The following is a 22,540-nucleotide window of genomic DNA, read 5'->3' as shown; positions in this document are numbered from 1 at the left end:
CTAGTTGCTCCTTAGCAAATTTTAGTTTTTATCCATCATTGCTTCAGCGGTTACATCTTGTATAGAAAGAAACAGTGAATTCACTTCGCCTGTAGGGGTTCGCATGGGATTTAGCGTTACATTCTGGTACATGAAGTCGGCTTGCTGGGTAATTGGTCGGACGTTGCGGCATTTAAACAAATAAGGACGCTGCCTCCATGTAATAAAGCTTCGACAACCTAAATCAAAAACAGGCTTAGATTTAATAACAAACCAATCACGTTGTATTTCGGGAAAAATATCAAATATAGATTGACCAATTACATCGTGAGACTGTTTACCACTGTGATGAGTCATAAACCCATTCCATACTTGCACGTTAAAATCTTTGTCCAAAACAATTAAACCCAAATCGACGTTTTGAACCATATCGACCATCCAATGAAACTGTTCAAATTCCGCCGGTAACCCTATCATTACAAGTCCTCCATTAAATACGACAATTTATTGTCTAAAATAGGTAATGATTCATCGACAAACATAAATAAAAGGTCACAACGAATACTGGTTTTGTCAATATTGTACGAAACTTCAAACGTCATTGTTTTTTGGAAAGAACCTGTTGTCGATTCAATAACAGACTCTATAGGGATGTGTTGGCCTAATAAGACCGGCTGGCTTTGAAAAAACCGCACTTCGGCTTGCTGACCTAAACCGTTTAAAAAAGAACCAACTAAAATATTAGAAACGTCCATTAACAACTCTAGTTCCTCTAGTTCATCACTCTGTGCTGGCACTTTCATCAAATTTTTTAAATCAGTAATACTAGAATCACTGAGCAGAACCAACGCCTCTCCAGCAATGCCTTCACCACTAAACCCTTGGCAAACACCAGAAACCTGATCATTGGCGGCTAAATCAGACAGTGCCATATGTAGTTCGGTTACTTCAAAAATATTTACATTAGGTAACGGTAAATGAACAAACACGTCAAAATGCCGCGCTAAAGCATCAGCCGCACGTCCTATCGACACATTGGCAACTTCCATATAAATGTCGCGACGTTTAAGTACTGGTAGATGGGTAATACTGGTTGAAATGACAGGAGGCACTTGTTCACGTGGAACTAGAGTGTGCAACAGTTTTTTTAAATGCTCTTTATCCATCGGTTTTTGGATAAAATCTTTGGCACCAAGCGATTCAACTTTCGCTTTCGCTTTAGGTTGTATATCGCCAGATACGACCACTACATCAATGGGCAATTTTTTTTGCTGAATTCTCTTTAATGTTCCGTAACCATCAAGCACAGGCATAGTCAGGTCTAAAAACATAAGCTTAAACGTCTGTCGTTCAAGTAATTCTAGCGCCTCTAAGCCATTAACCGCAAAAGTAATATCGGCGTTCAACCAACTTGGTAATGAACGAGCCATCTGTTTACGAGCTAATGCTGAATCATCACAAATAAGCACTGAGTAGGACATGCGTCACCATTATTTAACTACAACGTATATAAGCAATATAGTACCAGATATACATCAACGCATTATAATAAAAGCTGACTGAAGCTAAAAACAGAATAAAACCTTATTTAGCTTAAAAGAAATGAGATTGACTTTGAATTTATGGCCAAAGCGTTAAACCGACAACTCGTAAAACAACCGCAAAAAAGACTAAAGCTATTCCTAGCCGATACCACTTATATTCAACAATAGACAAAGGAACCCGTCGATAAAACATAGTAGCAACGCCTTTCCAATCCTGACTTCTTTTACCGTAATGCATGATACCAGTTAGTACAAATACTACACCAAGCACTAAAAACCCTTTTTCTAACCAAAACAGACTCTCAGCCATATTTGCCACCTAATAATATTCAGTTATTTAAGGACAGTTTATGATTAATTTAATAATAACGCTGTTGGACTATAGTCTAATTTTTCGACCAGTCGTTTTGTGGATAAGCATAAGGGACTAACAGTAGAAAGCCATAGATGAAAAATTCAGCGGCTAACTAGACACAAAAAAGCCAGCGAGTACGCTGGCTTATTAACGTCATAATAATCATAGACTCAAATCGTGCGGTGCTCTGATTTGGTACCACTGTTTGATAGAGTCGTTACGCTATCGCGATAACTAAACCATAAGAACGTCACGACTAGAGAGAAGAACAAATAGGACAAAGCAAAAACTATAGGTGAAGTAATAATCTCAGTATGCACCCCTACTCCGACACCAATCACGGTAATTACTATTTTTGAAAAAATACCACAAAGCAACAATAGTAAAGCGAGTTGGGGAAAGCGCGTGGTTCTAAAGGCGAACCAATAGCAACTACCAACTGCTAAAGACGCAACCGTTAGGCCTAACATGAACGAGTGAATGTGGTCTGCAGAAATCACCCCCGCAGAAATGGAAGCCGCTAAAACCAGAAAAAGTTTCACAATTTACCTCTCATACAACTATTTGAGAATCCTTTCAAACGTGCAATCTTATATTTCAGTTTATTGTCGCTGTTTTAGCGCGAAACACAACCATAATTGGATGAGATTTTCTTATCAGGAGATAAGAAAAAATAGTGTAAATGGGTGATGGAGAATTTTATCAATATAATATGTTGTTTTAAGAGGAGTATTGATTAAGAAAAGTAGAATATCGCAACGATCTCGCAACTTACAATCAAGATAAAAAATGTAATAAAATATGTCTAGAAACAACTAAATTGAATTAGTAGAGTGTACTTGCGCTGTGTTCGTCAACTGAGAGCGATGTTATTTCTAATAGTTGCGATAGCTCCTCAAGACTTTGTATTTCTAACGCATTCTCGGACAGACAAGAATACGCGGCACCATTCGAATTAAAATGGATAGTTGTTATCCCAGCTCTATTGCCAGCGGCAACACCTTTAGCCGTATCGTCGATATACAAACACTCATTTGTGGAATACCCCATATTCATTGCTGCGTACAATAACAAATCAGGATCTGGCTTCCAACTGTTAGCTTCAAATGCAGAAAAAATTTTGCCTTCAAATCGGTCTTTTATACCAACTAACTGCAAAGATTCTTCCATTTTTTCTGTACGACTATTGGAAACAACACAATATTCAATCCCAAGTTCGACTAATTTATCAAGTAATGAAATAACCCCTCTAATAGGCTGTAATTCATTTAAAAATAACCTATTTACATGATCTCTGTAAGCTAATTCAACATCATCAATAGCAACATTAATATTCAATCGTTGGATGGCATGGGCTAAAATATCTGCTACTTTTCCACCTTGAAAACCAACCATAAAATCATTGATATTAAGTTGAGGATTATATTTGGAAAATACCGCCATCAACGCTTTACAGCATAACCTTTCACTATCAATTAACACACCATCACAATCAAAAAGGACACAACGTATTTTATACAGTCTTTTAGCCATTATAACCTCGGTATTTAACTGAATTTATTTCCCATAAAGTTGTTGGGTTTATTCAACATAGGATAATAATGAGTGGTCTCAAGAAAAGAACAACAATTTACCGAGAATAATGCTGCATACGCACACAATAAAAACCAAAAAGTTAGTGCCGATCACTTTAATTCTACGAGTGTTTACAAATAACACTTGAAAATTCAAACAGGCACATAGATGATTTTAATCACACTGTCTTGCTTATTATATTGTTCAATTACTTTGCTATAAAACAAATTAGTCAAACAACTCTGACTAGTTAATGATGCAACATCTGATATAAGCACGTGCCCCAACGGTTCCTTTGTAACGATCGCACTAATTATCGCTTTGTTATTTTTAAATCCTACGTATAAGTCATGCTGGTCCGATAATATTATTTGAGCGAAAAATTCTAATACATATTCTTGTTCACGCTGATTTTCCCATCTCAATGCTTGTAACTGAGAAAACATCACTGTAAGCCGATGAAAATCAACCAAGTACAAAGCATCGAGCAAACTAGAATCTAACCTATCATCTAAATCCAGTGGTTTGTAACGTATAGTATTGTCGTGTTTGACATAAAGATCACGGCCAAGGATACTTTCAGGAGTAGGAAAGGTAACGTCAACTTGACTTAGTAACCATTGTTGTTTTTTATTAATTAGTTGCGTTAACTCTGACATAGGTTTTAAACACTCTTATTTTGAGAACACGGAATTTGCAGAAAAGGAGTGTGAATACATAGATATTTGCGTTCTCTTATTAAACTATTCCTCAAATATCAAACAACTTAGCATTACTCATACCGTTAGAAAATTTGAGCCGTATTGTCAAAGCATACCTACCCACTAAGTTTACAACAAGCACTTCATGGAATAACGGCTGAATCTCAAACCACACGATATTAATTGTCTTTGACTTTAAGTGAGTGTGATAAACTCTGCTATCAAATTGACTTGTAGGGATTGACGATGAAAAAACTCCTCGTAGCTTTGGGCTTAACAACTGCACTATTAGGCTGCTCAGATAACGAAGTTGGTGATGTGTCTTTAGGTATTTTCACTATGAAAGATATCAAACTTGATCACATGAGTGATCCTGTCGTAACTGGCGTGACTTGTCATGTAGCCTCAATCGAAGCGAATTTTAGCCTTTCCGATCCTAGTGATAGCTCTATTGCTTGCCGACAAACTGGTGAAATCACCGCGGATATGATAGCTGAAATAGACAAGAGCACATCTGGCGATGTTATTTTGACTAAATCAAAAAGCATTTTCTTTAAAAATATGAAAGTTAGACGTATTTACGATTCAGAGAATCAAACTCTTCTCTATTTATCTTATACGACCAAAGAAACAGAAGGTAGCTTCAAACATAGCTTGTCTACGGTTCCTTTGTGGGGAACAAAAGCCTATATAGAAAAAGGACAAGAGTGATTGATTCGATCTTACAATATAAAAGGTTACGAATCATTTTTGACGTAACCTTTGGTAGACGCAATGTTCGTTATCAACATGGCAATAATGTTGTGCTTTTAGTTATTAGGAATAATCAGAGTGAGCTCAACTCGTCGATTACAAGCTCGACCTTGAGCTGATTGATTGCTGCAAGCCGGCATATACTCTCCATAACCTCGGGTGTACAATTTTGCTGAATTAATCGATTCTTTCATCAAGATAGATTTAACCGTTGCTGCTCGCCTTTCAGAAAGGCGTTCATTATTTTGTGTTTCACCAGTATTGTCAGTATGCCCATCCACGATAATTTCAATATTATTATAGTTAGACAAGACCATAGCAAGTCTATTTAGCCAACCGGTATATGACTCTGACACACGTGCAGAACCTGTCACAAAGTTTATATCGTCCTGTAGCTTAATCATAATATGGCTGCCAGAATAAACATCAAACCTAATATTTTGTTGCGATAAATAATCGGCCAGTGAATTCACTTTGCTATTGCTTATTGTTTGAGTTGACTTCGAAATGGCATTATTTCCGATTAAAGTCGACGTGCCCGCCCATTCGGGATGTCTTAATTGGTATTCACTTTGTGGCGCGGTGTCTAGCATATTGATTTGATCAATCGTGGCACAACCAGTTAGTATAAGAATAACTGCATGGACTATCCATCTCATTTCATCACCAAAGACATAATTTAAATTCAACGTAAACTGGTTATCGGCACGGATCCATTTTTCTTTATTGATTAATTGTTAGTTTGATATTTTTATTACAGGTTTCTTTTATACAGAGAAAACAAAAGGTAGTATAAACAGCAAAATCAAACTTAGGCCTAATGACATGTTAAAAAAAATCAGCTACCCATTTATGATAATCTGGGTTGTACTGTTTATAACTGCTTGTAATGACAATAGTAGTCCACAAATCGGTAAACACTATACTTTACTAGACAATGATTTAACCAGTTTAAATCTAGATCCAATTACAGAGGTTTTTTCCTTAACTTGCGGCCACTGCTGGAACATGGAAAAATCCATACCTGAAATTGAATCCAAAACTAACAATAAAGTTGGTAAAGTTCACGTTACCTTCAATAAAAATGCTCAAACTAGCGCATTACTTTATTACGCGGCAGTCATGCAATTAGATACGACTCCAAGTCACCAATTAGTTGATCAACTCTTTTCAGCTGTTCAAGCTAAAACAGATACCGTTGCACAACAAAAACAGATCATTGAAAACGTTTTTATTTCAAATAAATTAGCTAGCCCGTATGACTTTGATTCAAAACAAGGCACGAAATTAGCTGAGCATATGCGACTCGCAACAACCGTAACCAATCAAGCAAACATCAATTCTGTACCAAGTTTTATCATTAAAGGTAAGTATCTGCTGTTAAACGAAGGTCATCAAGATATTGACGATCTCGCTAAAACAATTAATTACTTACTTTCTCAACCTGAATAAAGGATTCACTGTGTCAAAATTCACTTTACCTATTGTTATTTTTCTTCTTGCAGCATTTTTCATCTATCGTACTTGGAATAATAACAAACTTGTAACGGCTAATACTCAAATAGGCCAAACATTCCTAGAGCAAAATGCGCAAGCTGAAGGCGTTATAACGACCGAAAGTGGTTTACAATATAAAGTATTAAAACAAGGCTCCGGGACCGAACACCCGAACGAAACAAGTAAAGTGCTTGTTCATTACCATGGGACTTTAATTGATGGAACGGTATTTGATAGTTCAGTTGAACGTAATGAACCGATTTCTTTTGGCTTAAATCAAGTGATTAAAGGGTGGACAGAGGGCGTTCAGTTGATGGTAGTAGGTGAAAAAATTCGTCTATTTGTTCCTAGCAACCTCGCATACGGTAAAAGCGGTACTGGTCCGATTCCTCCAGCTTCCGTACTGATTTTTGATGTTGAATTACTCGATATTAACTGAGTATTATTTTTGACTATGCAGAGTTGACTTACTAACCAAGCCAACTCTGTTGCTATTTTAATTAGGAACACGCTATGTTAAAAATTTCCAATAACGTTGAAATTGCCGATTGGGAAATTCAGCTAACCGCAATACGTGCACAAGGAGCAGGAGGACAAAACGTCAATAAAGTATCTAGCGCAATACATCTACGTTTTGATATAAACCATTCAACACTGCCAGATTTCTATAAGCAACGCTTGTTAAACAGTAAAGATGGAAGAATAACCAAAGATGGTGTGGTTATTATTAAAGCGCAACAATTTCGCACTCAAGACAAAAACCGTGAAGATGCTCTTAATCGTTTACAACAACTAATACTGTCTGCAATACAAATCGATAAACCAAGGCGGCCAACTCGTCCTACTCGCTCTTCACAGAAAAAACGAGTTGATACAAAAGTGTTGAAAGGTCGCACTAAGTCATTACGACAAAAAGTCCGAACTGATAGATAACCCAGACGAGTAGATAAATAAGTCAATAATTATATCAAATTCCTACACTGGCCTACTCTTAGTATGCCACCAATGCTTACGCTGCTTTTCATTTTTAAACGTCCAAGCAATAAATCGACTCACCTTTTGACCTTGATTCATTGCAACAACCTGAATTTCTTCTGCACCAAGTTTAACTAAATTTTTTTGTAACCAACGAACATTGTCTTTCTTTGAAATCAATGTAGAAAACCACAACACTTGCTGCGCGTATTGCTTACTTTCACTAGCCAATTTATTAATAAATTCCGCTTCTCCTCCCGAGCACCATAATTCAGCTTTTTGACCACCAAAGTTTAGCGCTGCTTTAAGGTTACTTTGCTCGCTAAATGACGATATGTTTCGTTTTGAACGATTTTTTTTCAGGTTGCTCACTTTACGCTCAGTGCCAGATTGTGCATCTTGTAAAGATTTATGGAACGGTGGATTACACATAGTTACATCATAAAACTCATTAGGTTGAATAATGTTTTTAAACGTATATTGGTGTTCTCTTTGTAGTCTGCATTGTATGCGACCATTTAGAACATTGTTATTCTGCACGATCAAGTTAGCGCAAGATACAGAGACTGGATCAATGTCACTAGCAACATATTTCCACCCATAATCAACGGAACCAATTATTGGATAAATGCAATTCGCTCCCATTCCAATATCGAGCACTTTTATCAATGAATGTTGTAAATCTGAATTATCTCTTTCCAACATCTCAGCGAGCCTATGAATATAATCGGCCCGACCTGGAATTGGGGGGCAGAGATATCCTTGAGGAATATCCCAATAAGTTACACTGTAATGAAAGTTCAATAGTGCTTTATTTAGTAATTTGACTGCCACAGGATCAGAAAAATTGATACTTTGACCACCATTTGGCGCTTTAATTACGTACTTTTCTAGTTCTGGCAAAGCATGAATCAGAGCATTAAAATCATAACGCCCAAGATGCTTGTTTCTTTTGTGTAAACCATCTACTTGTTTGAGTTTTACAATTTTAGTGGTGGTTTTTTCGGTGTTTTTCATTAGCTCAAAACTACTAAATTAGAATAAAGTAATTTATAACTCATAACGAACCCTATCGCCAATATAATCTCGCTATTAACGATCTACATGATGACACTTCGGTTATGAGTTAATCTGATCCTATGGATAATAGAACCACTTTTACTGGCGTTCTATTATCGCATTAACGGCTTGTTCAAAATCAGAAAAATAATAGTAATCTCCGACTAAGTTTAATATACCGCCTTTTGCTAACTTTTTATCTACGCGAGGATTAGCACCAGTAAGCATTACCCTTATTCCTCTCGACTGAAGCGCATTAATTACTTTTTCTAAGGCTTCGATTCCTGTTATGTCAATAAATGGTACCCAATTAAGTCTAATAATTAAATACTCTGGCTGAGTAACGGTTGCTAATAAGGTACTTTCTAGGCTGTCTACTGCTCCAAAAAAGAACGGACCGTCAACATTATAAATCAAGGTATCTTTTGGCAAAGTCGTCGCTCCATCTCGACGTCTTTGTTGATTAATTTCATCAGATGTTTGTTGTGACACTTCAACACTGGATGCCATACGGCGCATGAAATGAAGAATAGCGAGAATCACGCCAATATTAACTGCAACGACAAGGTCAGCAAAGATGGTTAAAGCAAACGTGATCAGTAACACTGCTACATCTGCTTTGGGTGCCGTGCGGATCATTTTAATAAAGTGATTCGCTTCACTCATATTCCACGCTACAACAAACAGAATGGCGGCTAACGTTGCTAGAGGGATATTGTCGGCAAGTGGTGCTAAAACAACTAGAATAAATGCAAGAGTGACAGCATGAACAATGCCCGCAATGGGGCTGTTTCCTCCATTTCGAATATTGGTTGCTGTTCTAGCGATCGCTCCTGTCGCAGCAAACCCACCAAATAGCGGAGCGACCATATTCGCGAGACCTTGCCCAACTAACTCTTGATTTGAATTATGTTTACTACCAACCATTCCATCTGCAACCACAGCAGACAATAACGATTCAATAGCACCTAACATAGCAATGGCAAACGCTGGCCCAATCAAATTAATGACTTGGCCCCATTCGAAATTTAATGGTTCAAATGTAGGGAGACCTACAGGAATACCACCAAATGCGGTACCAATGGTTTTTATTCCATCAAATTGAAATACTGCTTGAACCGACGTTGCCATGACTAAAGCAATTAATGGTGCTGGTATTTTTTTTACATGGGGTATTTTAGGCGCTAAAATTAGCACCATTAAGGACAGAGCACCAAACATGGTCGTTGTGAAATGAAGGCTAGGCAACATTTGTATCAAATGAGTTAATTTCTGGTGAAAATGTTCTCCTGAAACAGCTGGAAGACCAAAAAAGTCTTGCCATTGACCTACCCAAATAACTACCCCAATACCAGTAGTAAAACCAACGATAACTGGCGCAGGGATAAATTTGATTATCGAGCCTAGTTTAGTCAGACCAAAAATAAATAGTATTATACCTGCCATTAGAGTAGCTATCTGCAAGCCTATAACACCATGTTCTGCTGTTATCCCAGCTAAAATAACGATAAATGCGCCTGTAGGTCCGGCGATCTGGACCCTACTTCCGCCAAAAAGAGAAACAGCGATACCAGCGATTATTGATGTATATATGCCTTGTTCTGGTTTGGCGCCAGACGCAATCGCAAAAGCCATTGCCAATGGCAGTGCAACCACTCCAACAATAACCCCTGACGAGACATTTTTTAACCAATTATTTTTACTAAGTAGCCCAGCTTTATATGCTTCTTTAACCGCAATCATTTTATTTATCCTACATCACAACTTAATTATAAATAGCTCATTCATTCAATAAGCAATCCCATAGCATTGGACGTGCGCGACTATAACAACGATGTCAGACTTAAATAATGATCAAAGCTAAATAAACGTTGGTCTACACGTAAATAGCGATGTTTTTAATAAAACTGCCTATTTATCGACCTAAAAATTATTAATAACTTTATCAGTTCTTTAATAATTTAATATCCATCCCAAAGTTGTAATTAGTGAGGTTCATCGCTGTTCAATAATGAATCAATATGATTAGATGGATAATTAAAATGCGTCCGCTGTTTTTGAGACGTTAAAAGTGTACTCTTATCGGAATTGCCTGTATACATTAGATAATTCACCTAATATTATATTTATATTCAAGAGTTAACTAAATCTGTTCTATGCTGAACAGGTTCTATATCGAAGGAAAATGATCATAAAACTGTTTAGTCAAATTTGATAGATATAACTCTCAGCACTACCTGACGGTAATAACAACGGAAATAATAATGAAAGTAACCACAAGAACTCTCCCTGCGCATAAACACATCGCACTCGTTGCACACGATCACTATAAACCAGAACTTTTACGTTGGGTTCAGGAAAACAAAGATAAACTGCAAAGCCATTTTTTATATGCTACCGGAACCACTGGCAGCATGCTGAGCAAAGAGACAGGGTTAGCCATTAAAAGTATGATTTCTGGTCCAATGGGAGGCGATCAACAAATAGGTGCGCTTATCGCGGAAGGAAAAATTGATATGCTAATTTTCTTCTGGGATCCATTAAATTCTGTTCCACACGATCCTGATGTAAAAGCACTATTACGTATTGCTAGCGTGTGGAATATCCCTGTAGCGACTAACCGAGCGACCGCTAAATTCTTATTTGAATCGAAGTTGTTAGAAGAAGAGGTTGCTATTGAAATTCCAGATTATCAATCTTATTTATCTGATAGAACTTAATGTTCAATAAGTTAGGATTAAGATAGGTAACCAACAAGGCACCTAAATGTACCTTGTTGGTTACCTATATTCTCATCTGTCCTAATCTAATTGATTTATAACAGCGTATTTATCGTCTGTCAGTTCTGTAATAAAAGGTGACGGACTTATATTATACGTGATCCAAACGTGTTGTTTCGCGCGTGTCATTGCAACATAAAATAACCTTCGTTCTTCGGCAAAAGGATAATCATCACTACTTGCACAAAGAACGCTATTTAGGTGACGTTGCCGAGTTTTAGCTGGGAACTGTCCCTCATCCACCGATAATATAAACACGTAATCGGCTTCTTTCCCTTTGCTGGCGTGACAAGTCATAAACTCAATATCCAAATGCGTAAACGTTTTTTTCCAATCAATTAATAGGTCAGGTTTATGACTGTGATTTCGGCCTAGTAGTAAAACAGATTTTTGGCATTCGACCGTCCTATTCAACTGGTCCAACCATTTTTCAATCTGCTTTGCATGACATATCGTTACGCCATCTTGTTGTTGATAATGGTAACTCTCAAACTCTTTTTCTAGCTGATTTGGATTTTGTTGAATAAATTGGTTGGCAACTTCTGCAAGTTTATTATTAAATCGGTAAGTCATATCTAAACTATGGATTGAAGAACTTGCAAATCGCTGAGCAAAACCTGTGGTTAAATCAACATCAGATCCAGCAAATTGATAAATTGACTGCCAATCATCGCCAACAGCAAAAAGTGATGATAATGTCTCACCTTTTTGGTTACGACATAACGCCTCCACTAACGCAATTCTATCTGGTGATATATCTTGGTATTCATCAATCATAATATAACGCCACGGTGAGCAGAATTTACCCTTGATGATATAATCAGTAGCTCGTGTGATCATAGTATAAAAATCTATATCTCCACTCTCTTTAAGCATCGCTTGCCATGCAACATAACACGGCCAAATTAAAGACAACTCACTATTTAATTTAGGATACTCAGCTTGATCGATTAATTTTTTCTGCAAGTATTTTTTAGAACGATGAACACTGCATAGTTGATCTAACTGCGTCTCTATCCATGCTAACAATTTGCTATTTTCTGATTGCGATGCGAGCTCTTCATCGCCTTTAAGATAAGCGATTGGCCAAACCGATAAATGTTTACGCCATCTTTTTAAATTTGCATCTTTAGTCCAATGCTCTTTCAACCACTCACTGCACCAATTTCTTTTTAATTTTGAATCGGTGGCATAAGGGCTTAATTGTGCATTATTACCTTCAACGGTACTGATGATTTTAAGGCCAAGTTGATGGAACGTATTAACCGTCACCGCCGCGGCACCAGATCCAATCTTATTTTTTAATCGTTGCTGCATTTCTGTGGCTGCATCTTTACCGAATGCAAGCATAAGGAGTTGTTCTGGTTGTGCTAAGTGGCTTTGCAATAAATAGGCAATACGAGCCGTTAACACACTGGTTTTTCCTGTTCCTGCACCAGCTAAGACTAAGTTGTAATCATTGTTTAGTAAAACGGCGTGTTGTTGTGAAATATTGAGAGGTGACGATTCAATCTGAGAAAACAGAACTTCCCAATTAACTCTTTCATTTTTTAACCACAGTTCATTTCTTTCATCCACTACAGTTTCAATGTCAACCAACCACGGCGAAATATTATCCATCAATGTCGGAATTCTTTGTTCGACTTCATTCAAAGATAAATTCATCTCACTTAATTGCTGCAATACTTGGTCTCTCCAACTATGTACTTTGGAATCAGGTAAATAGGCAGGTTGTTTTTTAAGTATGTTGAGTTCTTCTTGCCACTTTGGTAAATATTGATTCAACTGCTTACATTGCTGGTTGTGCCATTGACTGTATAAAGCAGTAGCTTTGCTGGCAAATTGCTTACAATGTTCCCAAGGAAGACCTTGCACCACCCATCCAGTAGCTTTCGAACCTATCGCATAGGAATAGAAAGTAAGTGTGCCCCAAACAAGTCCTCTTTCAATCACCACCTCACCATTCCAAACCGAAAACGGAATTCTTTCTTCCTTTTGATTAGAAGAAATAACTAAATAGTCATCTTCAATTGCCACTTGATTGTATTGTTTTTGAATAAAAAACTGAGCATAATCGCTCGCTTTTAATTCCATACCCTCTCCAAAGCTTCACCTAGATCAACGCATTAACATGAGAACAACATTATTCACAAGATTGATATTTTTACACAAAATCGATCCATTTACCCGAAATCTATGCGTGATCAATTTCGATAAGTTGTAAAAACTAAAATATTAATAATAATCTAATCATATTATTGAGTTAAGATAATAATTATTCACTTTTTGATTGATTTTTTAAGTTATTAACGCAGAATTGTTTCGGTGCAAACTGATTTATCGTCAAGTGGTTAATTTTAAATCTTTCTAATGAAAAGTTGAGCTGCCGTGCATATAAAAAGTTACATCCGCCATATTTGGAGCGATCCAGCAATAAATCAAAGTATATTGATACTGATTACACTCCTTGGTGTAACTGTTCCTTGCTGGTATCTAGAAAAACAAGACTTCGCAACTTTGCTCATTCTGGGCGTAATAGCAGCCGCATTGGCGGAATCAGACGACAATTTCGCCGGACGAATTAAAGCCCAATTTTTAACCTTAATTTGTTTTGTTATCGCGACATTCTCAATTGAAATTTTGTATAATACGCCGTTATTTTTTGCTATCGGGCTTTTCGGTTCTTCTATAGCCTTCATTATGATCGGCGCAATCGGTCCACGTTACGCCAAAATCGCATTCGGTTCTTTACTTGTCGCTATCTATACCATGTTAGGTGCCAATATTAGCCCCAACATTTGGCACCAACCTGTGCTACTTTTAACTGGTTCAATATGGTATTTCTTTATTTCAACGATTTGGTTTAGCATTGCTCCACTCCGACCAGTACAACAAAATTTATCAACTGTATTTAAAAAGTTATCCGTGTACTTAGGTGCAAAACGGTCTCTATTTCATCCAAGTTTAGAATTAACACCACAGCCTTATCGAATTCAAGAGGCAAAATTGAATGCTAATACTGTTGATGCTTTAAACTTATGTAAGCAGACATTTCTATCTCGTTCAAAAAGAGGATCAGTTGATGGACCAAGTGACCGATTTTTGAAAATATATTTCTTAGCACAAGACATCCACGAAAGAATGAGTTCAACTCACTATCGATATCAAGATTTGGCGCATTCATTCATTCATTCCGATATTATGTTTCGGTTTAAATACCTACTTGAATTGCAGGCGTTAGCTTGTGCTAAAATTGCCACTTGTATTAATTCTGGAGAGTCTTATAAACACAGTGCGGAATCTAATCGGGCGCTTGAAGATATCCGAAAATCAATCGATTATCTAAAACAACAACCGACTACTAATCCAACCTCTCTACAACAATTAGGTTATTTATATCGAAACCTAACCATAGTAGAAAAATTACTTTCTAATGTTAGTAATCCAGATGCAATACAGAATAATAGTGATGATACTTTGTATGATACCGAAGCACATTCGGTCAAGGATATGTGGTTAAGAATAAAATCTAATTTAACACCTTCCTCACTGTTATTCCGTCATGCGGTCAGGCTATCCATTGCGTTAACTTTGGGTTACGGCATTATACAAGCCTTTAATATAGAACTTGGCTACTGGATACTATTAACAACACTGTTTGTTTGTCAGCCAAATTACAGTGCAACCAAACAAAAACTAACCTCTCGAGTTATAGGCACATTAGTCGGTTTATTACTCGGTGGTGGATTATTGGCTCTATTTCCCTCTGCGTTATATCAATTGATTATTATTGTTTTATCTGGCGTAGCTTTTTTTGTTTTCAGAGCCAATAACTATAGTTACGCAACCGCATTTATTACCATATTAGTATTATTTAGCTTCAATCAGCTAGGTGGAGGATATGCAGTTATTTTCCCTCGACTTGCCGATACGGTTGTTGGCTGTTTATTAGCCGTTGGCGCCGTGACGTATATTTTACCTGATTGGCAGTCGAAACGGTTACACAGTGTAATGGCCGAAACGATTGCTGCAAATAAATCTTATTTGGCTCAAATTATTGGTCAATATCGAGTAGGTAAACAAAACGATTTAACTTATCGAATTGCTCGACGCAGTGCTCATAATCAAGCATCGTTACTTAGTTCTGCAATCAACAATATGTTAGCTGAACCAGGTAAGTACCGCTCATCTGTCGATGATAGTTTCCGATTTTTGACACTCAATCATGCTTTATTAAGTTACATTTCGGCATTAGGCGCGCATCGAGAACGAATTTCAGACCAATCTACTCATCTACTTATTTTAAAAGCGCATAGAGAAATACATTTCCTGCTCGACTCACTACAACAACAACTATTAAATGATAGTGAATCAACTATAACTCAACAGAACTACAGTGATATTGAATCGAAACTATCGGAATGGCGCACTAACGAAGACGGGTCAGCGAATATGGTATTGCAGCAACTACATCTCATCTTTCGAATGATGCCAGAGTTACAGTCATTGGCGAACACTTTTGCTAAACGGACCAAAGCTTAGAAAATCAATTATTAAAACATCGTCCTATTTGACATTACTTTGATGTAATCTGACACTGCTCTCACAATTCAATCCGCTAACGCAATTATATTTGTTGATAACAAGAACGCGACATTCAACAACGTTATAGCATTTTCAATTGGAGGCGATGGTGGGACAAAAACAATTTGAAGCACTACAAACAGAAGTTGCTTTATTATCACCATATCAATTACAACAACTTCACGACGACATTGAAGCTAAACTCGATGATAAAAAACAGCCTTTGATTAATGAGGAAGAGTTAGATTTAATTGCCAGTCTATTTAGATAAGCAAGAAGCATTCACTCCGTCAGCAGACCGAATGGCATTAATGCATATGAATAGTATTTCCAGTTTGTAATTCACGTTATTTGATATTAATCTTTAATTACTATGTAAAGGAAAACTTATGTCTATTTCATCTATGAACTCTGGTGTTGCATTGCTCAAAACATCTGATTCGCTGGCGCAAAAAGCAGCGAGTGAAATAGCGCATGCTTCTGGATCATCAGATTTACAGTTTAATAAAATTAATAATACACAGTCCTCTAAACCCCCTTCTGTTGAACAGTCTATAACCGACCTTCAACAAGCAAGTAGCTACAGTAAAGCTGGAGCAAATGTCATTCAAACTTCAAATGATATTATCGGGACTTTACTCGATACTCATGTGTAATTATCTTGTTGTGATACATATCCCTTATTTTTGTTAGCTAATTATTTATATAAAATATAATTATGACTGTTAAATAAAGTCAATTAACGCTAATCTAGCGCAATGGAATGATGCAAAAAGCTTTAAGGATTATGAGCACGAAAATCAATGATATTAACAAGATGAAGAAGTATCTTGAAATGGGTATGCGGCTCTCTGTTACAATTAAGTTTGGCCCAAAAGATGAATACTCTTTTCAATGTAATCTTATTGGCCTTAAAGACAATCAGTTTTTACTCTTAGATTTAAACCAAAAAACAATTGAAGATTTAATTACCCGAAAAACAAGTAATGTTTCTATTATAGTTAGAGGTATTACCGATACCGAATTGGCACACATTATTGCATTTAAATCTCAAATTATTTCTATAACATCTCGTCCGACATGGCTTATGTTCATCAGATTACCTTATAGCTTTGAGACTAAACCTATTCGATCAAACAAACGCTTTAGATTAACGTCTCCAGTCGTCGTAACACATAACGAAGCTGAAATTAAAGGTGCCATTGTTGATTTATCTGTATCTGGCTGCGGTGTATATTTCTCTGACGAGCTGGAGCTTGAAAAAGAATCCTCAGTATCCATATCACCTGAGTTAGAACACTTCCCAACAAAAACAACCGTTTGTAAAGTAGTTAATGTTAAACGGTTCAATGGTGGAATATTAGCTGGTTTAAAATTCGATAAAGATATTTCCATGAATGACAAACTAAAGCTAGAAATATTAGAACTTGGTCTTAGTGACTAATTAATTACTCAGCTGTATTTTATTTATTATTTATATAATGCTGCTTGTAGTAAACCAGGGCAGCAAATAACGAGTCGTCTTTAATAGGTTTAACCAAAACATAATCAGCACCAGCGTTTAAAAATGCTAATTTAGTTTCTTTGAATCCATCAGCAGTACAGGCAAATATTGGCACTTGTAAGCCTATTTCTTGCCTAATAATCTTGGTCGCTTCAACGCCATCCATACTTGGCATCTGATTATCCATCATAATTAAGTCAAATGACTTTCGCTTTAACAGATCAATAGCTGATGGGCCATCCAGCACCCACTCGACTTTTAATCCATATTTTTCGCAGAGTGCTTTGGCAATAAAGGCGTTAGTTTTGTTATCTTCAACTAATAACATTGATAACGAACGATCGAACAATTTAACCGTTGAATTTTTTTGATTGATATGGGTATTCGGGATGTCACAAACTTTTTGAACCGGAATCTTTAATAAAAACTGAGTCCCAACATATTCTTCGCTAACAATACTGATTTCACCATTTAACATATCAACTAATAGTTTAACAATAGAAAGCCCTAGTCCACTGCCTCCATATTCTCTAATAGATGTTTTTTCTGATTGAATAAATGGATCATATATACTTTCTAAGTTTTCCGCTGAAATACCGATTCCGGTATCTTTAATTTGGATCATTAACATATCGCTTTGCTCATTTTGACATTCAAGCGAAAACATAACGTCAATAGAACCACTATGAGTAAACTTAACCGCATTACTCAGTAAATTAAATAGTATTTGGTTCAGTCGTACTTGGTCAGATGATAAAACGGTATCAGCATTCAAATGATTAACCACATGCAACCTGATGTTTTTTTCATCACAAAGTGGCGAATAAATATTGGTTATAAAGTTAACTACACTAGCAAATAAAAACTCATTTTTTTCAATCTTTAATTTACCTTGTTCAATTTTAGAAAAGTCTAATATATCATTCAATACGGCAAGTAGATGTTCACCACTTTGGCATAACACATCTATTTTTTCTATTTGTTCGCTATTACTTGCTGACCGTCTTAATAGCTGTGAAATTCCTAGTATACCATTTAATGGTGTCCTAATTTCATGGCTTATTTTTGCCATAAAGTCGGCTCTGGCGCTCGCTGATTTTTCTGCTTCTATACGTGCTAAATTACTTTGTCTTTCGGCTTCAACTAATGACGTTATATCGAGACCTTGTCCAATAATGGTATGAATTTCATCATCGAGCGAAATAGGCGATAAATTCCAAGAATACACTGTGTCACTAATAGGAATATTGACACCGGTTAAAACCGCACCCGTTGACACCATTTTGATATGATTAGTAACACGTTGTTGGAATGCTTGAAAATCATTATCTATATAGATGCCATCTTGTTGGAAGGCTTTTTCTGCCGCAGGATTCATTCTAATAATGACACCTTGTTCATTCCATACAAAAATAGGTGAAAGTGCGAAATTAAATAAGTCTTGGAATAACTTCTCTTTTTCTAATAATTCAGAAAACGTATGTTCCAAAGTGTTACCAATATGATCGAACTCTGAAACCATAGAACCATTAAATTTCGCGACTCTTCTCTCATCTCTAGCAATTTTAGCGTACGTCATTAGCGCAGCTAGCTCACTCGTTATTCTCTTTTGAATCAAAACTTTGGCTAAGAATGCGGTTAACACAATAGAAAATAAAGAAAAAATAAGACTGATTTTGTAATTATTTTCTAATATTAGAAAGCTCTGATTATTTTGCAAAGAGTAAACACTAATTGGGCTATCTACTCCATCAATTTTCAACTTAATAAGATTAAACACAAATGAGTTATCGTTTGTCGCCGCTTTCTGTTCCGAATGTTTAATCTTAGCTAAAATACTTTTATCTATTTGTATGGTTGAAGCGACTGGCTTCCCATGAGTTAACAGCACGACCTCTTGGGTATTACTAACCGTTTTAAGGTTATCCACTAGACTAAAATTATCGTTTAGTACCATAACAATAAACAGTTTACCTAAAACTTGACCCGATACTGCATTAACAAATGGCATTCTCCGAACTAACAATTGTTTATCACCGGACTGCTTCGTTAAAGTAACAAAGTGCCAACTGTCGCTATAAGCAACCGACGAAATCAATGTGTTTAAATGACTTTTATCAATGCCGAAAAAAGATGAATTGCCGTCGTCCCAAGATAGCCTTTGAGATTTAGAAATAAACCTAAAGTCAGGCATGTTTTTTAAATCAGCTTGGTCAACCGACGAGAAATAATCATCTATCTGATCAAACTGAGCCTTTCCCACATAATTATTCAACGTCTCACTTTTAGTTTGACTATTTTGGTTTGACTGCATAATGCCTAAGCGATAATCGATTAGATTTTGTAATAAAGCTGAGGTTTGTCTAACGTTACGCTTCATCTCCTGGTTGACAGCTGTAGAACTAAATTGATAACTAAAACCGAGTAACAGTGCAATCAATAAGGTAAACACTATAAAAATCAGACGAGCCGTCCAACTTGCCATTGAGCGAGGTTGAGTTGTTTTAGAAAAAAATTTCATTGGTCAGAGTACCTAAACGCGTATTTCCTCAAACGCTCTATTTTTTGTAGGCTGTCATTTTTACTGACAATTTCAAAATGCCCCGAATAGACTGTCGGCACAGGTTTTCCTTCAATATCCCATTTAACAGCTTCCGCCATCGCAACGCCAGTGTCATCATTCATCCGCATGACGGTTACATCAAGCTTTCCTTGTTCTATCAGATCAAGCTCATTCGCTCCGCCCCCCCAACCGTTTACTTTTATTTTTGACTTGTTTAAATCGCCTAACGCTTCTAACGCCCCAAGGGCGACGTCAGTTGAACAGACATACAAAAAATCAACATCAGGAAACTCAGCAATAGCAGATTTTGCCGCTGCGTAGCCACTCTGTTTGTTGGCTTTGGTATAAAAGGACGATTTAAGCTTGAATTTATTGCGAGATTTATCAGTGGCAGACATTGCATCAATGAATGTATCTCCACGCGCATCACTAATATAGCCTTGAGAGTAGTACAATACCGAATAGTTAGCTCCACTTGGCATAGATGCTTTAAAATAGTCTGCCAAAGCAATGCTACCTAATTGATGATCAAAGCCAAGATATAAGAAAGGTTGAGTGCCATCCCACGCTCTCACAGGCGTTGTGATATTTTGCAAGATAAGCTTAATATCGGAAGTATGCAACACGTGTTCAATAAACTTTTTATGTCTTCCTGTATCAAGCGTAAAAATCAAATAATCAGTATTTTGACTTAATGCATCATTTAAAGATAAGTTTTGTTGTCGAGTATCTAAATTAGGCCGCGTAAACACTTGCTTGAGGACATATTGAATATTGAGTTCTTTCAAGCGAGCTTCAAAGGCGATCATATTACGTCGCCAATAATCAGATTCTTGTTGTCCGGGATACACAACAGAAATATGTACCGGTTTCTTCTGGGCAATAGCAATAGGTGAAGGTGGCTGTTTGATGATCCTTGCGAGCTCAGAAGATAATTTTTTTTGACTAGGGAATGCCTCTAAATACTCGGTATACTTCCAATAAGGACTCAGTACTTGCGCTGAAAACACATATTGAGGATAAAACATCATTGATAACACCAATGATAACAACGCAAACGCCCTATTCATAAAAAACCTTAAGTCTTGTTTGTTACTCAATCATAATTGAGGAGAGCCATTTGTGCCATTTATTCTGATGCTAAACCCTATTACTGTATGCCTGACAACTAGATGGATTTATATCGACACTTCGCTTTTGTATTTCACTAGATGTTCTTTATCTACCTTTTTCATTTTCTTTATCCGATGTTCTAGCTTGAGAGCCAAGCTCTTACTAGACTGTAACTGGGACCATTCTAACGTTAAAGGCCCCTTACCTCTTAACGCTTTTGCCCCTTTACCTTGTTGATGCATTCTAAAACGTCGTGATAAATCATTGGTAATTCCACAGTATAGTGCGTTATTTTTGTTCCTTATTAAATACACCCACCAACCCTCACCTTTTGATGGAGATACGTTGATATCGTCCGCACTCAACCTTGATGTTAAATTAACCAATGTTATAGTAATTCTTCAATCAATTGACGAAGTTCAGCGACTTCAGTTTTAAGAGCGTTAACTTCCTGCTCAAGTAACTCAATTTTACTCGAATCTTGTCGATTAACGGGTTCACTACTGGCATCAGGTAGAACTGAAAAATTCGCTAAGTCCACTAAACCGGTGAATTGATGCATATAGCGTGATTCACGTTTGCCTGCCTCTCGTGGCAATTTAACTACGATAGCTGATTCGGGTGCTTTGCTGGACAAAACATCTAGCACGCTTTCCGTCTCTTTAACGTCAGTAAATTGACATAACCTATTAGTACGAGTACGCAGCTCCCCAGGAGTTTGCGCCCCTCTTAATAAAAGACAACAAACGATTGCCTTTTCTTGTTGTGAAAACTGCAAATCACCAAATTCGGTATTGCAAAAGCGGTGTTGATACTTGGACACTCTGCTATTAAAAGCGCTTTCATCACTCACCAAGCGTTTAGATATGAGCTGTTGCACTGCATCCATAACCTCGGCTTCACTTAATGCCATAACCGGATCTCGATTGCTTTTTTGATTACATGCGTTGGTTAAACTATTAAGAGTTAAAGGATACAAATCTGGCGTAGTGGCTTCTTTTTCCAGCAAGCAGCCTATGATTCTTGCTTCTATTGCTGACAATTCGATTTTCATAGTTTTTCCTTATTGATTCTGTCGTCAGATTCATTCTACGTACAGTAGTATAACTCTAGTCATGTTCAACCTTATCAATGTTTAATGGTCAGCGTTGGCTAGTGTTCATTATTACTCATTACTTTAATGAATTTCCCGTTGGCGTCAACGACAATAACCATGGTTTTACTGAGCTCTACCTCCATAAGAGATTGTCTTTCTCTTTCTTTCAAGTAGGCATTTTGTAATCTGTCTGAGTGTTTTTTACTTTCTACATTGTGCATGCTGATAAAAACCGTAACCTAATGAAATTATTGATTAATAAATCGTGCTAACCTTTACTCTGTATGTTATCAGATCTGGTTAGTGTTAAAAATTAATTTTCTTGATGACAACTATTCTCTTGTAAAGTTATGACAACTCAGATAAATAATATGCTATGAGTGATTTCCGTAATGAGCGTTAACACAAATACACGTATTTTTCATATGACTGCGTTGTGATCCTCTGATATGCTTTTATTGA

The 22,540-nt window shown here is 36.7% G+C and carries 24 protein-coding genes; 9 read left to right on the top strand and 15 right to left on the bottom strand.

What is annotated here, in order from left to right:
• Nucleotides 1-21 precede the first annotated feature (21 nt).
• The 6 genes from R3X26_RS03480 to R3X26_RS03455 all read right to left on the bottom strand — a co-directional run bounded on the left by R3X26_RS03480 (nucleotide 22) and on the right by R3X26_RS03455 (nucleotide 4,112).
• Nucleotides 22-456 (bottom strand): PAS domain-containing protein, encoded by a 435-nt coding sequence (locus R3X26_RS03480; RefSeq protein WP_317715790.1) that lies wholly within the window; start codon nucleotides 454-456, stop codon nucleotides 22-24.
• Complete coding sequence (locus R3X26_RS03475; RefSeq protein WP_317715789.1) at nucleotides 456-1,460, bottom strand: response regulator; 1,005 nt, start codon at nucleotides 1,458-1,460, stop codon at nucleotides 456-458. Before R3X26_RS03475 ends, R3X26_RS03480 begins: the two co-directional genes overlap by 1 nt.
• 139 nt (nucleotides 1,461-1,599) lie before the next feature.
• The gene (locus R3X26_RS03470; protein ID WP_317715787.1) at nucleotides 1,600-1,833 is read right to left on the bottom strand and encodes a hypothetical protein; all 234 of its coding nucleotides are present in this window, start codon (nucleotides 1,831-1,833) and stop codon (nucleotides 1,600-1,602) included.
• A 215-nt stretch (nucleotides 1,834-2,048) separates the two neighbouring features.
• A complete protein-coding gene (locus tag R3X26_RS03465; protein WP_317715785.1) occupies nucleotides 2,049-2,420 on the bottom strand; it encodes an NADH:ubiquinone oxidoreductase in 372 nt (123 codons plus the stop codon).
• 283 nt (nucleotides 2,421-2,703) lie between these two features.
• Nucleotides 2,704-3,411 carry an HAD-IA family hydrolase gene (locus R3X26_RS03460; protein ID WP_317715783.1) on the bottom strand — a complete coding sequence of 236 codons (708 nt, stop codon included), beginning with the start codon at nucleotides 3,409-3,411 and terminating at the stop codon, nucleotides 2,704-2,706.
• A gap of 194 nt (nucleotides 3,412-3,605) precedes the next feature.
• Nucleotides 3,606-4,112, bottom strand: a complete 507-nt coding sequence (locus R3X26_RS03455) for a hypothetical protein (RefSeq protein ID WP_317715781.1) — start codon at nucleotides 4,110-4,112, stop codon at nucleotides 3,606-3,608.
• A gap of 288 nt (nucleotides 4,113-4,400) precedes the next feature.
• Between R3X26_RS03455 and R3X26_RS03450 the strand changes: the two genes are divergently transcribed.
• On the top strand, nucleotides 4,401-4,865 hold the full coding sequence (locus R3X26_RS03450; protein ID WP_317715779.1) for a CreA family protein: 465 nt from the start codon (nucleotides 4,401-4,403) through the stop codon (nucleotides 4,863-4,865).
• A 98-nt stretch (nucleotides 4,866-4,963) separates the two neighbouring features.
• Here the strand turns inward: R3X26_RS03450 and R3X26_RS03445 are convergent, their stop codons facing one another.
• On the bottom strand, nucleotides 4,964-5,566 hold the full coding sequence (locus R3X26_RS03445) for an OmpA family protein (RefSeq protein ID WP_317715777.1): 603 nt from the start codon (nucleotides 5,564-5,566) through the stop codon (nucleotides 4,964-4,966).
• 166 nt (nucleotides 5,567-5,732) lie between these two features.
• On the opposite strand from R3X26_RS03445, the gene R3X26_RS03440 reads away from it, so the two are divergent.
• From R3X26_RS03440 to arfB, 3 genes are all read left to right on the top strand, one after another.
• Entirely contained in the window at nucleotides 5,733-6,359 is a 627-nt protein-coding gene (locus tag R3X26_RS03440) for a thioredoxin domain-containing protein (protein WP_317715775.1), read from the top strand.
• Nucleotides 6,360-6,369: 10 nt separating this feature from the next.
• A complete protein-coding gene (locus R3X26_RS03435; protein WP_317715773.1) occupies nucleotides 6,370-6,843 on the top strand; it encodes an FKBP-type peptidyl-prolyl cis-trans isomerase in 474 nt (157 codons plus the stop codon).
• Between the two features lie 74 nt (nucleotides 6,844-6,917).
• Nucleotides 6,918-7,337 carry an alternative ribosome rescue aminoacyl-tRNA hydrolase ArfB gene (arfB, locus tag R3X26_RS03430; protein WP_317715771.1) on the top strand — a complete coding sequence of 140 codons (420 nt, stop codon included), beginning with the start codon at nucleotides 6,918-6,920 and terminating at the stop codon, nucleotides 7,335-7,337.
• A gap of 42 nt (nucleotides 7,338-7,379) precedes the next feature.
• Here arfB and rlmF read toward each other — a convergent pair whose 3' ends face one another.
• Nucleotides 7,380-8,396, bottom strand: a complete 1,017-nt coding sequence (gene rlmF / locus R3X26_RS03425; protein ID WP_317715769.1) for a 23S rRNA (adenine(1618)-N(6))-methyltransferase RlmF — start codon at nucleotides 8,394-8,396, stop codon at nucleotides 7,380-7,382.
• Nucleotides 8,397-8,537: 141 nt separating this feature from the next.
• Nucleotides 8,538-10,181, bottom strand: a complete 1,644-nt coding sequence (locus R3X26_RS03420) for a SulP family inorganic anion transporter (protein WP_317715767.1) — start codon at nucleotides 10,179-10,181, stop codon at nucleotides 8,538-8,540.
• Nucleotides 10,182-10,702: 521 nt separating this feature from the next.
• On the opposite strand from R3X26_RS03420, the gene R3X26_RS03415 reads away from it, so the two are divergent.
• Nucleotides 10,703-11,158, top strand: a complete 456-nt coding sequence (locus tag R3X26_RS03415) for a methylglyoxal synthase (RefSeq protein ID WP_317715765.1) — start codon at nucleotides 10,703-10,705, stop codon at nucleotides 11,156-11,158.
• 81 nt (nucleotides 11,159-11,239) lie between these two features.
• Here R3X26_RS03415 and helD read toward each other — a convergent pair whose 3' ends face one another.
• Nucleotides 11,240-13,312: a DNA helicase IV gene (helD, locus tag R3X26_RS03410; protein WP_317715763.1), complete on the bottom strand. Its 2,073-nt coding sequence runs from the start codon at nucleotides 13,310-13,312 to the stop codon at nucleotides 11,240-11,242.
• 294 nt (nucleotides 13,313-13,606) lie between these two features.
• Here helD and yccS point away from each other — a divergent pair, with 294 nt between their 5' ends.
• The 4 genes from yccS (at nucleotide 13,607) to R3X26_RS03390 (ending at nucleotide 17,246) form a co-directional block, all read left to right on the top strand.
• A complete protein-coding gene (gene yccS, locus R3X26_RS03405) occupies nucleotides 13,607-15,760 on the top strand; it encodes a YccS family putative transporter (RefSeq protein WP_317715761.1) in 2,154 nt (717 codons plus the stop codon).
• 148 nt (nucleotides 15,761-15,908) lie between these two features.
• Complete coding sequence (locus R3X26_RS03400; RefSeq protein WP_317715759.1) at nucleotides 15,909-16,073, top strand: hypothetical protein; 165 nt, start codon at nucleotides 15,909-15,911, stop codon at nucleotides 16,071-16,073.
• Nucleotides 16,074-16,191: 118 nt separating this feature from the next.
• On the top strand, nucleotides 16,192-16,458 hold the full coding sequence (locus tag R3X26_RS03395) for a hypothetical protein (RefSeq protein ID WP_317715757.1): 267 nt from the start codon (nucleotides 16,192-16,194) through the stop codon (nucleotides 16,456-16,458).
• A gap of 107 nt (nucleotides 16,459-16,565) precedes the next feature.
• A complete protein-coding gene (locus R3X26_RS03390; RefSeq protein WP_317715755.1) occupies nucleotides 16,566-17,246 on the top strand; it encodes a PilZ domain-containing protein in 681 nt (226 codons plus the stop codon).
• Between the two features lie 19 nt (nucleotides 17,247-17,265).
• Here R3X26_RS03390 and R3X26_RS03385 read toward each other — a convergent pair whose 3' ends face one another.
• The 5 genes from R3X26_RS03385 to R3X26_RS03365 form a co-directional block, all read right to left on the bottom strand.
• Nucleotides 17,266-19,827 carry a LuxQ periplasmic sensor domain-containing protein gene (locus R3X26_RS03385; RefSeq protein WP_317715753.1) on the bottom strand — a complete coding sequence of 854 codons (2,562 nt, stop codon included), beginning with the start codon at nucleotides 19,825-19,827 and terminating at the stop codon, nucleotides 17,266-17,268.
• Nucleotides 19,824-20,939 carry a substrate-binding domain-containing protein gene (locus R3X26_RS03380; RefSeq protein WP_411572383.1) on the bottom strand — a complete coding sequence of 372 codons (1,116 nt, stop codon included), beginning with the start codon at nucleotides 20,937-20,939 and terminating at the stop codon, nucleotides 19,824-19,826. The genes R3X26_RS03385 and R3X26_RS03380 overlap by 4 nt, the downstream gene beginning before the upstream one ends.
• A 108-nt stretch (nucleotides 20,940-21,047) precedes the next feature.
• Nucleotides 21,048-21,332, bottom strand: coding sequence for a GIY-YIG nuclease family protein (locus R3X26_RS03375; RefSeq protein WP_317715931.1), 285 nt, complete (start codon nucleotides 21,330-21,332; stop codon nucleotides 21,048-21,050).
• Nucleotides 21,333-21,370: 38 nt separating this feature from the next.
• A complete protein-coding gene (locus R3X26_RS03370) occupies nucleotides 21,371-22,036 on the bottom strand; it encodes a YceH family protein (protein ID WP_317715751.1) in 666 nt (221 codons plus the stop codon).
• Between the two features lie 98 nt (nucleotides 22,037-22,134).
• Complete coding sequence (locus R3X26_RS03365; protein ID WP_317715749.1) at nucleotides 22,135-22,299, bottom strand: hypothetical protein; 165 nt, start codon at nucleotides 22,297-22,299, stop codon at nucleotides 22,135-22,137.
• Between the last annotated feature and the right edge of the window lie 241 nt (nucleotides 22,300-22,540).

This window comes from Vibrio sp. TH_r3 (genome assembly GCF_033101115.1).
GTDB lineage: Bacteria > Pseudomonadota > Gammaproteobacteria > Enterobacterales > Vibrionaceae > Vibrio.
This window is presented reverse-complemented; position numbering and strand designations above follow the sequence as displayed.

What these genes read in the sequence shown, in the direction of transcription:
- R3X26_RS03480 (WP_317715790.1), bottom strand. Translation starts at nt 456, where the DNA reads ATGATAGGGTTACCGGCGGAATTTGAACAGTTTCATTGGATGGTCGAT.
- R3X26_RS03475 (WP_317715789.1), bottom strand. Translation starts at nt 1,460, where the DNA reads ATGTCCTACTCAGTGCTTATTTGTGATGATTCAGCATTAGCTCGTAAA.
- R3X26_RS03470 (WP_317715787.1), bottom strand. Translation starts at nt 1,833, where the DNA reads ATGGCTGAGAGTCTGTTTTGGTTAGAAAAAGGGTTTTTAGTGCTTGGT.
- R3X26_RS03460 (WP_317715783.1), bottom strand. Translation starts at nt 3,411, where the DNA reads ATGGCTAAAAGACTGTATAAAATACGTTGTGTCCTTTTTGATTGTGAT.
- R3X26_RS03455 (WP_317715781.1), bottom strand. Translation starts at nt 4,112, where the DNA reads ATGTCAGAGTTAACGCAACTAATTAATAAAAAACAACAATGGTTACTA.
- R3X26_RS03450 (WP_317715779.1), top strand. Translation starts at nt 4,401, where the DNA reads ATGAAAAAACTCCTCGTAGCTTTGGGCTTAACAACTGCACTATTAGGC.
- R3X26_RS03445 (WP_317715777.1), bottom strand. Translation starts at nt 5,566, where the DNA reads ATGAGATGGATAGTCCATGCAGTTATTCTTATACTAACTGGTTGTGCC.
- R3X26_RS03440 (WP_317715775.1), top strand. Translation starts at nt 5,733, where the DNA reads ATGTTAAAAAAAATCAGCTACCCATTTATGATAATCTGGGTTGTACTG.
- arfB (WP_317715771.1), top strand. Translation starts at nt 6,918, where the DNA reads ATGTTAAAAATTTCCAATAACGTTGAAATTGCCGATTGGGAAATTCAG.
- rlmF (WP_317715769.1), bottom strand. Translation starts at nt 8,396, where the DNA reads ATGAAAAACACCGAAAAAACCACCACTAAAATTGTAAAACTCAAACAA.
- R3X26_RS03420 (WP_317715767.1), bottom strand. Translation starts at nt 10,181, where the DNA reads ATGATTGCGGTTAAAGAAGCATATAAAGCTGGGCTACTTAGTAAAAAT.
- R3X26_RS03415 (WP_317715765.1), top strand. Translation starts at nt 10,703, where the DNA reads ATGAAAGTAACCACAAGAACTCTCCCTGCGCATAAACACATCGCACTC.
- helD (WP_317715763.1), bottom strand. Translation starts at nt 13,312, where the DNA reads ATGGAATTAAAAGCGAGCGATTATGCTCAGTTTTTTATTCAAAAACAA.
- R3X26_RS03400 (WP_317715759.1), top strand. Translation starts at nt 15,909, where the DNA reads ATGGTGGGACAAAAACAATTTGAAGCACTACAAACAGAAGTTGCTTTA.
- R3X26_RS03395 (WP_317715757.1), top strand. Translation starts at nt 16,192, where the DNA reads ATGTCTATTTCATCTATGAACTCTGGTGTTGCATTGCTCAAAACATCT.
- R3X26_RS03390 (WP_317715755.1), top strand. Translation starts at nt 16,566, where the DNA reads ATGATGCAAAAAGCTTTAAGGATTATGAGCACGAAAATCAATGATATT.
- R3X26_RS03385 (WP_317715753.1), bottom strand. Translation starts at nt 19,827, where the DNA reads ATGAAATTTTTTTCTAAAACAACTCAACCTCGCTCAATGGCAAGTTGG.
- R3X26_RS03380 (WP_411572383.1), bottom strand. Translation starts at nt 20,939, where the DNA reads ATGAATAGGGCGTTTGCGTTGTTATCATTGGTGTTATCAATGATGTTT.
- R3X26_RS03370 (WP_317715751.1), bottom strand. Translation starts at nt 22,036, where the DNA reads ATGAAAATCGAATTGTCAGCAATAGAAGCAAGAATCATAGGCTGCTTG.
- R3X26_RS03365 (WP_317715749.1), bottom strand. Translation starts at nt 22,299, where the DNA reads ATGCACAATGTAGAAAGTAAAAAACACTCAGACAGATTACAAAATGCC.